14 protein-coding genes are annotated in these 11,908 nt (G+C 44.2%); all 14 read right to left on the bottom strand.

Annotated features, from left to right (window positions below):
• Nucleotides 1-247 precede the first annotated feature (247 nt).
• Nucleotides 248-847 carry an anaerobic ribonucleoside-triphosphate reductase activating protein gene (gene nrdG / locus FZ954_RS09580; RefSeq protein ID WP_148878204.1) on the bottom strand — a complete coding sequence of 200 codons (600 nt, stop codon included), beginning with the start codon at nucleotides 845-847 and terminating at the stop codon, nucleotides 248-250.
• Nucleotides 844-1,362, bottom strand: a complete 519-nt coding sequence (locus FZ954_RS09575; protein WP_148878203.1) for a GNAT family N-acetyltransferase — start codon at nucleotides 1,360-1,362, stop codon at nucleotides 844-846. The genes nrdG and FZ954_RS09575 overlap by 4 nt, the downstream gene beginning before the upstream one ends.
• Before the next feature lie 9 nt (nucleotides 1,363-1,371).
• The gene (locus FZ954_RS09570) at nucleotides 1,372-1,869 is read right to left on the bottom strand and encodes a GNAT family N-acetyltransferase (RefSeq protein WP_148878202.1); all 498 of its coding nucleotides are present in this window, start codon (nucleotides 1,867-1,869) and stop codon (nucleotides 1,372-1,374) included.
• 55 nt (nucleotides 1,870-1,924) lie between these two features.
• The gene (locus FZ954_RS09565; protein WP_005592063.1) at nucleotides 1,925-2,062 is read right to left on the bottom strand and encodes a hypothetical protein; all 138 of its coding nucleotides are present in this window, start codon (nucleotides 2,060-2,062) and stop codon (nucleotides 1,925-1,927) included.
• Between the two features lies 1 nt (nucleotide 2,063).
• On the bottom strand, nucleotides 2,064-4,259 hold the full coding sequence (nrdD, locus tag FZ954_RS09560; protein WP_148878231.1) for an anaerobic ribonucleoside-triphosphate reductase: 2,196 nt from the start codon (nucleotides 4,257-4,259) through the stop codon (nucleotides 2,064-2,066).
• Nucleotides 4,260-4,380: 121 nt separating this feature from the next.
• Nucleotides 4,381-5,892, bottom strand: coding sequence for a heme transporter CcmD (locus FZ954_RS09555; protein WP_398587659.1), 1,512 nt, complete (start codon nucleotides 5,890-5,892; stop codon nucleotides 4,381-4,383).
• 80 nt (nucleotides 5,893-5,972) lie between these two features.
• A complete protein-coding gene (locus tag FZ954_RS11785) occupies nucleotides 5,973-6,119 on the bottom strand; it encodes a hypothetical protein (RefSeq protein ID WP_187423363.1) in 147 nt (48 codons plus the stop codon).
• A 286-nt stretch (nucleotides 6,120-6,405) separates the two neighbouring features.
• Nucleotides 6,406-7,941: a cardiolipin synthase gene (gene cls, locus FZ954_RS09550; RefSeq protein ID WP_148878200.1), complete on the bottom strand. Its 1,536-nt coding sequence runs from the start codon at nucleotides 7,939-7,941 to the stop codon at nucleotides 6,406-6,408.
• A gap of 179 nt (nucleotides 7,942-8,120) precedes the next feature.
• Nucleotides 8,121-8,618: an SP_0198 family lipoprotein gene (locus FZ954_RS09545; RefSeq protein WP_148878199.1), complete on the bottom strand. Its 498-nt coding sequence runs from the start codon at nucleotides 8,616-8,618 to the stop codon at nucleotides 8,121-8,123.
• A gap of 60 nt (nucleotides 8,619-8,678) precedes the next feature.
• The gene (locus tag FZ954_RS09540) at nucleotides 8,679-9,911 is read right to left on the bottom strand and encodes a folylpolyglutamate synthase/dihydrofolate synthase family protein (RefSeq protein ID WP_148878198.1); all 1,233 of its coding nucleotides are present in this window, start codon (nucleotides 9,909-9,911) and stop codon (nucleotides 8,679-8,681) included.
• Nucleotides 9,912-10,135: 224 nt separating this feature from the next.
• Nucleotides 10,136-10,447 (bottom strand): DUF1292 domain-containing protein, encoded by a 312-nt coding sequence (locus tag FZ954_RS09535; protein ID WP_005591498.1) that lies wholly within the window; start codon nucleotides 10,445-10,447, stop codon nucleotides 10,136-10,138.
• Between the two features lie 20 nt (nucleotides 10,448-10,467).
• Entirely contained in the window at nucleotides 10,468-10,887 is a 420-nt protein-coding gene (gene ruvX / locus FZ954_RS09530) for a Holliday junction resolvase RuvX (RefSeq protein WP_005591497.1), read from the bottom strand.
• A complete protein-coding gene (locus tag FZ954_RS09525) occupies nucleotides 10,887-11,153 on the bottom strand; it encodes an IreB family regulatory phosphoprotein (RefSeq protein ID WP_060976488.1) in 267 nt (88 codons plus the stop codon). The genes ruvX and FZ954_RS09525 overlap by 1 nt, the downstream gene beginning before the upstream one ends.
• Before the next feature lie 167 nt (nucleotides 11,154-11,320).
• Nucleotides 11,321-11,878 carry an SP0191 family lipoprotein gene (locus FZ954_RS09520; RefSeq protein WP_148878197.1) on the bottom strand — a complete coding sequence of 186 codons (558 nt, stop codon included), beginning with the start codon at nucleotides 11,876-11,878 and terminating at the stop codon, nucleotides 11,321-11,323.
• Between the last annotated feature and the right edge of the window lie 30 nt (nucleotides 11,879-11,908).

Genomic DNA, 11,908 nt, shown 5'->3' with positions numbered 1-11,908 from the left:
ATAATTGTAAAAAAATCCTATTCTTTTGTCAACGACTTCAACTTTGAAATCGAATTCAAGCTAAAACACAGAAAAATAAAGCGATACCAAGGCATTGACACTACCTTATTTTGGTAGACTAAGATAGAACTCTGCTCATGAAATTCAGAGAGCGGCTAGCACATAGTAAGGACATTTTAAGAATTGTGGACAAAGTTGGACTAAATGTTCTATTTTTATACTGAAAGTTTTGCTCCAATCTAGACGATTATAACAAGCCATCTCGGTCAACTTGCTCATAGGCTTGCAAACCATCATTGAGCTTGTCCCAGATGACTACTTGACCTGACTGAAGGGACTTCTGGACATCAATGATACGCTGATTGGAAGAGCCGCGAAATTGTAGCATGAGATTTTTCTTGGTGATATCAAAACGGCCGTCCACCAAGATGTCAATCAGGCTCAGCAGCTCCAGCTTGTCCTCCGTTTCCAGCATCATCTCCTCCCAGGTGTAGCCCGTCCAAGACCAGATATCCTTGTTCGGAAGCTCTCTCCGAATCCGCTTGACCAAGGGCAAGAGAATGCCTGTGTTGAGAAATGGCTCGCCGCCTAGAAGGGTCAGTCCCTGCACATAAGGCTCCGCCAAGTCTTTCATAATCTGCTCCTCCAACTCTTGCGTATAAGGAATGCCAGCGTTAAAAGACCAAGTTGCTGCATTATAGCAGCCCTCACAGTGAAACATACAGCCACTGACATAGAGGGAGTTGCGGACGCCTTCGCCATCTACAAAGTTAAAGGCCTTATAGTCAATGATGCGCCCCTTACTCAGCTCCTCACTTTTCCATTCTTGAGGTTTGGGATTGTTCATGACACCTCCCCATCTAGCTCTATCCAGTAGCGCTGACTTCTATCGATTGTATTTTCGTAAACACCGCCAGCAGAGAGAATGGTACGGCGGCTGGCTTCGTTGTCTTCATCGCAGGTAATCAGCACTCGTTCCAGTCCTTGCTTGCGAGCCTCTGCTAGCCCTAGCTCTAGCTGCAACTTAGCCAAGCCCTTTCTGCGTTTGCTGGGCCGGATAGAATAGCCAATATGCCCACCTTCCACAAATAATTTGTCATTCAAGGACAGGCGCAGAGCTAAAAAGCCCAGAGGCAAGCCGGTCTCATCAAAGGATAAAAATTGGATGGCAGGAACCCAACCTGCTGGCAAGTTTGCCACATCTTCCTTCCGTTCTACAATTTTCAGCCAATCCTCATAATCCTTTGCTCGTTTCCAAGTAGAGCCCATGCCGCCGTGCATATAGGATTTTGCAGCATCAAACTCCGCAATCATCTCTAAAATCGCGTCTTTATCTTCCAAAGTTGGTCGTCGTAACTTCATAAACTATCCTCAATCTACATCAATCCAATAGCGCTCTTTACCAGCTCGAATATCCTCTAAAGCCCCGCCATTGGCCAGAATCACTGCCCGACTGGCAGCATTGTCACAATCACAAGTCACTAAAGCACGTTTGATATTTTTACCTTTAGCTACTTGCAAACCTTGCTGCAGCTGCTCTTTGGCCAATCCTTTCCCACGCGCAGACGGACGAATACTGTAACCGATATGCCCGCCTTCTTGGAGTAAATGGTCATTGAGCCGCAAACGCAGATTGAGAAAGCCCACAGCCTGACCATCTGCAGCAAAAGAAACCAGTTGGACGTAAGGCACAAAACCTTGCGGCAAGCCTAGCCCTGCTTCAGCTAGCTGAATCGTCTCCAGCCAGTCCTCATAAACAAAATCCGCTCCGCCAAAGAAGCCGTCCTGTCGGCTACCAGCCGCTTCAAAGTCAGCCAGCATCTCTAAAATCTTTTCCTTGTCTTCTAGTTCTGGTCGTCTAAGCTCCATAGTTCCTCCTGATACGAAGAGAGTGAGACCGCCTTGCGCCCCACTCTGACTTCTATTATTTCTTGTTTTTTTCTAAAAATTGCTGACGCAGTTTGGCCAATCGCTCTTTTTTGCCATTGCCTCCCCGCGAATGCTTTTCATGGAAACGCTGCACCTGAGCCTTTCCTTTGTCGTCCAATTGATACTTTCCCATCTTAATCTCCCTCATACTTAATAGTCGAGCCATTCATGTGCTTGACCCGAGCTGATATTTCCTTGTGGCGGCCGTTGACCATTGGACGAGCTTGCGGATTTCCTAAGTAACCGCAAGTCCGCTTGACCACATCGACCGTCTTAGGATCGCTGTTGCCGCAGTTTGGACAGGTGAAGCCCCGCTCAGTTGGCGTGAAGTCGCCCTCAAAGTTACACTTATAACAGCGGTCAATCGGCGTATTGGTTCCCAAATAGCCGACTCGGTCATAAGCATAGTCCCAGACAGCCTCCAGCGCCTTAGGATTTTGCTGCAGCACAGGGTACTCACAATAGTGGATAAAGCCGCCTGAGGCTCCCACTTCAGGATAAATCTTCTCAAAGTCCAGCTTTTCAAAAGGCGTTGGACTCTTGCGCACATCGTAGTGGAAGGAGTTCGTATAGTATTCCTTGTCAGTAATATCCGGAACGACGCCAAACTTCTCTGTATCCAAACGGCAGAAACGGTCGGTCAGGCTTTCAGATGGTGTCGAGTAAACAGAGAAATGATAGTCATACTGCTCGGACCATTCTTCCACCCGACGCTTCATATCTTTGACAATGGCAACTGTAAAGTCCTTAGCTTCTGGATTGGTCTCCCAATTACCGCCGTAAAAGACTGCTGCCACTTCATAGAGGCCGATATAGCCCAGGGAAACCGTTGCACGACGGTGGGTAAAGAGCTGGTCTACCTGATCATACTTGCCCAAGCGTTTGCCAAAAGCCCCATACTGATAAAGAATCGGTGCATTGGCTGGACTAGCTTCCTTGGTCCGCTCCACTCGGTAGACCAAAGCGTCTTCAGCGATATTCATCCGCTCGTTAAAGATTTCCCAGAATTTATCCAAATCTCCCTCGGACTCAAGCGCAATCCGCGGCAGATTGACAGTAACGACACCAAGATTCATACGGCCGGAATTGACTTCCTGACCATTTTCATCCTTCCAACCTTGTAAGAAAGAACGGCACCCCATTGGTACCTTGAAGGATCCAGTCAAGTCGATAATTTTGTCATAGGAAAGCACATCTGGATACATGCGCTTAGTGGCACACTCCAGAGCCAGCTCTTTGATGTCGTAGTTAGGCGTTCCCGGCTCGAGATTGAGCCCACGCTTAAGGGTGAAAATCAGCTTAGGGAAAATCGCTGTGCGGTGCTCGCTTCCCAATCCCTTAATACGGATATTGAGAATGGCCTTCTGAATTTCCCGCTCAAAACGATTGGTGCCCAGACCAAAGCCCAGCGAAGTAAACGGAGTCTGACCATTTGAGGTAAAGAGAGTATTAATCTCATACTCCAACGACTGCATGGCATCGTAGATATCCTTCTTGGTCTTCGCCCAGGCGTACTCTTCCTGTTTATCCAGCAAAACCCACTGCTCTGCATCCTTGAGGTGCTTTTGATAATTAAGCTCAGCATAGGGCGCCAAGACTTCATCAATTCGGTCGGCCGAACAGCCACCATACTGGCTGGAAGCTACATTGGCAATAATCTGCGAGATTTGCGCTGTCGCGGTCTGGATAGACTTGGGGCTCTCTACTTCGGCATTCCCAATCTTGAAGCCATTTTTCAGCATGCCGTCAAAGTCAATCAGACAGCAGTTCGTCATAGGTGTATAAGGGCTGTAGTCCAAATCATGGTAGTGGATGTCCCCCTTCTGGTGGGCATTGGCCACATGAGGCGGCAACATCTTAAGCCCAATGGACTTACCAACAATCCCTGCGGTCAAATCCCGTTGGGTATTGAAAACATCGCTGTCCTTATTAGCATTCTCATTGACTACCGTGCGGTCTTTATTGAGGAGCTTGTCGATGGTAAAGTTGATATCAGTCGCCTTTGAGCGCTCAAAATCCCGTTGGGTGCGGTAAGTGATGTAGTTCTCTGCAATGGCATATTCCTTGGCATTCAAAAGCTCATGCTCAACAATGTTCTGAATCTCATAGATTTTGACAAACTTAGCGAAGCGACTGCTGATTTCTGCCACAACACGGTCTGTGATGGTTTCGAGCTTAGCTTCCAGCATAGGCGTCATGGGACCAAGGTCCTGAGCCGCTCGTACCATAGCCTTATAGATCTTAGTCACATCAAAAGCTACTCTCCGGCCGTCTCGCTTCTCAACGTAGATGGTAGGCGCTGTATCAAATTTTGCTTCTCTTAAAATCATCACAAACACTTCCTCTTCTCAATTAATCATCTACCAAACATTATATCACTCCAAAATAAAAAATCAATATGTTGTGTTAAAATTGTTATTTTTTTATTTTACACACAACATATTGATTTAATTACTTGATTTGATAAAGCTTGAAGTGATTGAGTTTTAGGTTTACTTCTTCATAATCTTGAGAAATTTTCTTTTTCACATCCGAAAAGAGTTTCACATCTTTATTGACTAAAATAAACTTTGGACTTGCTTCGTTTAAAGCATTACGCAAGAAAATGCGATTTTCCTCCGTTCCTGTATAAAGCGACGGACTCAGTAGAGAAACAGCGGATAAACGCTGCGATTTTTTATAGAGGCTAGCTGTATTGTCCCAAGCATAAATGCTATCCTTGCTAGTGCTGTTTTCACGAATATGTTGGGCAGCCAGATTTCTCTCTGCTGAAACTCCGTTGGATAGAATATACTCATTTACAAATGGATAAGCTACGAGATAAAGCATCGCAAGCAAAGGCAGAAAGAGTTGCTTGCCCAAGTAACGATTCCAGCCAGAAGTCTGGGTAGGCTTACGGTGGCGTCTTTCATGTCCATCCCTGTCTCCACCTGTATCCAGCCACAAGGCCAGTAACAGCAAGGCAAAAGGCAGAGTCGTCAACAATTGATAGGCACCCTTCTCTGGCAGGCCCAGAACACCAACAAAACTGATAGGAAGACCTAGTAAACCAATAAAGCGCATGCCACGCGCGGCAGTTGGTTCTTCTTTGAAAGCAAAAGCCGTCATCAGCGCTGTCGCAAAACCTAATCCTAGGAAAAGCAAACCATAATAGAGCAAATGATCGAATATATAGCTGCCATTGAGACGAAAAGCCTCTAGAACATAAGTAGCTTGGCTAATCGCTACACCAAAAGAGCCATTCAAAACTGTATAGTAGCCCAGTGGATAAAAGACTAGAGAAAAACCTAATAGACCTGCCAGCAATTGATAAAAGCCACGCGCTTTTCGCTTGTCAGTGATATTGTACAAGAGCAAGAACAGCGTCGTCAATGAGTAAAAGAGCAGACTAAAAGCTGGCTCGATTAGAAAAGCCAAGGCTCCAACCATCCCAAAACGAATAAAAGACTCATCACGGACACGTCCTTGTAAGTACTTCACGAGATGGTACAAACTCCGAAAGATAAATGGAAAGGCAAAAATAATAGAATAAGTTCCGCCAAATCCCAGTGTCAGTACAAACAAATAGAACAGGACTGTAATCTGGCGAGCTAGACCACTTCTAACCGTTATTTGTGAAATTGTCTGGAAGAGATATACTCCTGCCAAGGTCAAAGCCACTACTTGGAAAAGTAAAAACAATAGCTGACCCAAAAATAAATTCCCCAACCAGCTTACCAAATAGTAGAGGAGACCACTGGTACCATAAATATTTGCATAGGCAACTTCTCCCTGAGCCAGCGCCCAGCCAGCATATAGATTTTGCGATTGCAAATTGGTGGCTAAGTTGGTTAGTAGAGGATTGATGACGCTTGTCAAACTGACCAAGACGCTCCAAAAAAATAGTTGTAAGGAGGGAACTGGCTCGATTATTTTCTCTAATCGCCGTCTCTCACTCGTATTTTGCCAGGTTTCTGCGGACATAGATACTAAAATTTCCACGTTTTCCTGCTGATTTCTTTCATTCATAAAAGTTCTCCTTGATTTCCATACTCTATAGTATATCAAAAAGCACTCTTTCTGTCAGCCTTATCTTGGCTCCCTTTCTTTTTCTGTCCCTTCTTTGCCAAACGCTCCAAATCGCGAAATCTCAGGTAAATTGGCCGTTTTTCTGGACAAGGAAGCCGATAAATTATTTTTGCTATTTCCATCTTTAACCCTCCTTTGATTCTCTGCTCCCAATTTACTATCCGTAAAATAAAGGCAGTAATCACAAGAAAGCATGATTTGTAGCTAATGTCTCAGCAAAAGACAGAAAAAAGAGGCTGGGACAAAAGTCCTAGCCTCTCAATTGTCTTTGGATTGTCAAGCAAGACGCAGGGGTTGAGTGGGCTCTACTAGGCTGATTTTATCAGCTTTTACAGCCCTACTCAACTGTGCGGAGGTGGGACGACGAAATCGAATTCTAACGAATTACCGATTTCTGTCCCACTCTCCTTAAAGTAGCGGAGCAAATAATTGCATGATTTCCTTCAGTAAACGCTGGTACCAGCTATTCTGAAGGGTTTCAAGGGAGATTTCTTTGGAAACGTCAAACAAGCCTTCAAAATCCTGCTTAATGTCCGCAATCGTTTCTGTCTGATACATAAGAACCGCATTTTCATAATGATGCACCAGACTACGGTAGTCAAAATTAATAGTTCCGACCACGGCTAACTCATCATCTGAAATAACGTTTTTACTGTGGATAAAACCAGGAGTGTACTCATAGATCCTAACACCAGCTTCCAGCAAGTCTGGATAGGCACCACGAGTGACTATCTGAATCAGCTTTTTATCAGGAATAAATGGCGTCACAATGCGAACATCCACCCCTCTCATGGCTGCGTTTTTGATATCCTCTGTCAAATCATAGTCAATAATCAAATAAGGGGTCGTGATATAGACATAATCGATGGCTTGATTGATGATATTCTGGTAGACAGCCTTGCCCACCTGTTCCTTATAAATCGGCTTGGGACCACTACCATACGGGATATAAAGCCCTTTGCCTTCCACTCGCTGGCTATCAAAATGATAACGGTCAAAGTCTGTAATTTCCCCGCGATTGATGTACCAATTCATCAAGAAAAGACGCGTCAGAGCCTTCACTGCACTACCTTCCAGACGGACACCGCCATCTTTCCAATGTCCGAAACGCACGATATGGTTGATATACTCGTCTGCCAGATTGATACCTCCTGTATAGCCGACTTGCCCATCCACCACCAAAATCTTGCGGTGATCACGATTATTATAGGCCACCGTCATCCGCGGAATCACCTTATTAAACTTATGAGCATCAATTCCCATCTTGCGCAGTCTTTTCGTGTAATCTCCCGAGAGGGTCGCCATACAGCCAATGTCATCGTAGAGCAGCTTGACTTCAACTCCCTGCTGGACTTTATCTACCAAAATCTCAAGGACACGGTTCCACATCAAACCTGGATCAATGATATAAAATTCCAGAAAAATGAATTTCTTGGCCGAACGCAAATCATCCAGCATAGCTTCAAACATCTCTTCTCCAAGAGGGAAATATTGCGAAGCCGTGCCATCGTAGACATCGGCATTGTGATCCATACTCAGCAAAGACTTGACAATGCCAAAGGCTGATTTATTTTCCTGCTTGAGTTCGACTCGCAGGTCATAGCTGTTGTCCTCTCGAAACTTCATTGAGTCCATTTTTTCCAGCTGCTGGATTTCTTTTTTGGAAAGGCGGCGCTCCCCAAACATCAGATAAAGCAGAAAACCAAAGACAGGTACGACTGCGAACAAAAGCCAGGTCACCTTACTTTCAGGAGGCATATTCCGATTGACAATCGCCAAGATAGTCCCAATATATAAAGAAACAATGACAAGGGCTGATAACCAATTAGGCACCAATTGACTAAAATAGAAAAAGACTGCAAAAACAAGAAATAATTCCAGTAACATGATAATGATGCTGAAACCATACTTAGACATCAGCAAACGAAACTTGCCTAGATTCATCCTAATCCTTCCTCATCTCACATTTTATCTAGTATAACAATAATTAGCAGTAATTTCAAAATTTTTTCAAAAAATGACCTCTAGTCCAAGGGTAAAGGAAGCCCCTGCACTCTGTTATTCACAAACGCAAAAAGCTGGAGCATCTGTCCAGCCTTTTTAGGATATTCCTTTTTTGAAAATTATTGCTTGGTGAAGATGATTGTGTCGTCATCATCGTTTTCCTGCGACAAATCTTCCAGAGTCAGTTGATTGCCCTCTACGCGATAGCGCTTAACGTCATCCCCAACAATCATAGTTTGATTGGTTGGATCAATCAGCACCTGTTTAATTTTCTGGTCACCGTCGCGTTCGACTTTGGTCAGGGTTCCTTTATTTCCAGAAACTTCTAGGGTTAAGGCATCACCTTCATGAGTGGCCTTATAGGTCCCATCTAAGTCACTGGCAGCCGTTTGACTGGAGGTAGAAGCCTCTGAACTACTAGTATTTGCGCTACTGTTTGTATTGCTACTTGCCTTGCTATTTGATGACACTGTCTCAGATGACTGAGAAACAGAGGAACTCGCTTGAGATTGAGCAGCCTGATTGGATGGATTTTGACCAGAATTGCCACAAGCTACCAATACAAAAGCGGTCATAGCCGTAAGGGCTGAAAGAACTAATTTTTTTGAAACCTTCATTTTGTTTCTCCTTTCTTTGTTCCACTTCTATTTTACCAAACAAGGCTTTCTATGGTCAACTTATACACTCTGGAGGTAGGCTCGAACCTCTGCAATGAAATAGAGTGAGCCCGTTACGAAAAGAACTTGGTCGGCCGTCTGCTCTTGTTTGAAATTCTCAATAAAAGCTCTATAATCAGCCACATATTCAAAGTCCGCAGCTTCTGCCTGCCCCACAGATTCTCCGTAGTCAAAGCTAGTCACCGTCACCTGAACCTCTGGCAGAGCCTCCTGCAAATAGGCCAGCATACCGCTATAATCCTTGCGCTTCAAAGCTCCAAACAGCAGGCTACATGTCTTGCCCTTCTGCCCCTTGATAAACTCGACCAGACGCGCCAAAGCTGGTAAATTATGAGCACCATCCAGATAGATATTCGGGCTAATTTCCTCTAGCCGCCCCGCCCAATGGGTCTTCTGCAAAGAAGAAGGAAGCAGAGAAAAATCAATTTCCCAGCCCATTTGCTTCATAAAAAGCAGAAAAGCCTGCAAAGCCAGCGCTGCATTTTCTTCTTGGTAATCACCTTGTAATCCCAAGACCAAATGCGATAAAAGCAGGTCTTTATTCTTAAAAGAACGATCAGAAAACCAAAAATCTCGACCGTATTCGTACAAATCCAAGTCCAAGCTTTCTGCCCGCTGCTCACAGACCTGACGAGCCTCCTCCGGCAAGGGGCCAATGACTGCGGAACGACCTTTTTTGAAAATACCAGCCTTCTGCTCTGCAATCGCTGTAAGCGTCTGCCCCAACGTCTCCTGATGATCAAAGCCCACTGAGGTCACCACTGCAACTTGCCCATCCAAGACATTGGTCGTATCCAACAGTCCGCCAATTCCTACCTCGATGAGAGCCAGATCAACCTTCTCCTCTCTGAAATAAAGAAAGGCCAGCAAGGTCAAGATTTCAAAATAGGATAGCTGGTCGTGCGTCTTGACCAATTCCCTCTCCATTTCCTGAATCTGCCGCCCCAAGCGAACAAAATCAGCATCCGAAATCGGCAGCCCATTGATACAAATACGGTCATGAACGCTAATCATATGTGGCGATGTAAAGCTGGCTACTTTTTTCCCTTGATCGGCAAATAAATTCCGCATAAAAGCAATAGTGGAGCCCTTGCCATTCGTTCCCGTCACATGAATGACTGGATAAGCCCGTTCAGGATTCCCCAGCAAATCTACCGCTCTCTGCATCCGTTCCAAACCTGAACGAAAGTTTAGGCCAATACGACCATTCAACCATTTTTCAATCTCATTCATCACTTTTCCTACATAAAAAGAGAAGCGAAGCAGACTTCAAATGTGAATCGCCACTCGCTTCTCTCTCTTTTCTATTCTTTGTAAAGAAACTAGCTATGGCCAAGCTGAGATAAATTCTCAAACTGGCTGATTTTCTAGTTTCTAAGTTCGGGCTAAAAAGGTCCCCCAGACCTTACTCGCTTTCTGGTTTTCAAGCTCGGGCTAAAAAGGTCCCCCGGACCTTTTTACTCCTCCATAAAGCTGTTGAAGACTTCTTCAATCATATCCCACTCTGCATCAGAATCTTCTGGGATTGGTTCCAATTCGCCTTCTGTTCCGTCTTCATTTTCTGTAAATGAGTAAGCTTGGATTTCAACTTCGCCATTCTCATCTTCTTCAGCATTTACTGGTACTAAAAGTACGTAATTTTTTCCAAACTCTTCCTTACCATCAATCGTCAGAAGAATTTCAAATAAATTCTCGTTCCCTTGCTCATCTACCAAGGTAATCAATTCAGGCTGTGCCTGTTCATGGTCATGATTATGATCGTGTGCCATAATTGTTTCCTCAATTCTTTCTAAAAGTTTCTATCTAAATAATTTTGTAAAATTAGCTGAGCCGCCAATTTATCAATCACTTTTTTGCGCTTGCTGCGGCTGACATCCGCCTGTTCAATCAGCATGCGCTCAGCAGCCACTGTCGTCAGACGCTCGTCCTGATACTCAACCGGGATTTGGAAAAGCTGGGCAATCTTCTCGCCATAAGCCTTACTCGCTTCCACTCGTGGACCGCTGGTATTGTTCATATTTTTCGGAAGGCCAAGTACAAACTTGTCCACCTTATATTGCTCGACAAGCTCCGTCAAACGCTCAAAACCGAACTGCTCTTTCTCTTCATCAATCTGAATGATTTCAAGTCCCTGAGCGGTGAAGCCAAGTGGATCGCTAATTGCGACGCCCACTGTTTTCGAGCCAACATCTAGTCCCATAATTCTCATCAGAGGTCAACGCCTTGCCCTTTCAGATAATAACGCACCAGTTCCTCTACGATTTCATCGCGTTCGTATTTACGAATCTGATTTCGAGCATTATTATAACGAGGCACATAAGCAGGATCTCCACTCAGCACGTAACCTACGATTTGATTGATTGGATTGTAGCCCTTATCATTGAGTGACTTGTAGACATCGGTCAAAGTCTCGCTAATTTCTTTTTTGTTTGAATCATCAAGATTAAAACGTACAGTTTCGTCTGTAAATCCCACAATTACACCCTCTTTCTTTAAGAATACCATCATTATAGCATAATTACAGCAGTTTCACAAACTTAATCCATGTAAATTTTCTACTTTTTCGACATTTTTTCAACTATTTACCGCTCCTTCCCATCAAAAAACTAGCCCTTTTCAAAGACTAGTTTTCATCAGAAATATTAGGACGGATTGCTAATTTCCTTGCCCCCTTCATCTTGGAAGGACTTGATAAATTCTTCTGGAGTCTGAGACTTCATTTGGCTAAAGATTGGCCCATAGGTCGGTACTTTAGAAGCCGCATCATAATCAAGATTTGTCGGATCAATAACGAAATCAATATCAACAGTGCCTTTTTCGGTTACTTTAACATTCACTTGAATACCTTTTACTTGTTCAAGTTTATCCACTCCTGAACTTTGCTTGAAGCTCTTACTCACCTCTTCTTGCAGAGAGGACAAGTCTTGACCAGCTAAGGCAGACTTAGCTTCTTCTGGCAAATTTTGTGAAATAGCAATATTCACTTTTTCATATTTCTTGCCCGCGTAGGTAACTGTCAAGGTCATCGTTTGATCAAGGCCTTGTACCTTTTGATTTAACTGATAAGACTTGGTAACCGATTTATCTTTTGCCTTGCTTTGGACAGACTGATTGTTACCAGCTTTTCCACTATGTGATTGTTGTCCACAGGCTGTCAACACCGCCAAACTAGCCATTAAAAGTACTACTGATTTTTTCATTTCTTTCTCCTTTTTGGTTTTCTATGATTG

It is taken from the genome of Streptococcus sp. Marseille-P7375, from assembly GCF_902460365.1.
GTDB classification, from domain to species: Bacteria; Bacillota; Bacilli; order Lactobacillales; family Streptococcaceae; genus Streptococcus; species Streptococcus cristatus_I.
This window is presented reverse-complemented; position numbering and strand designations above follow the sequence as displayed.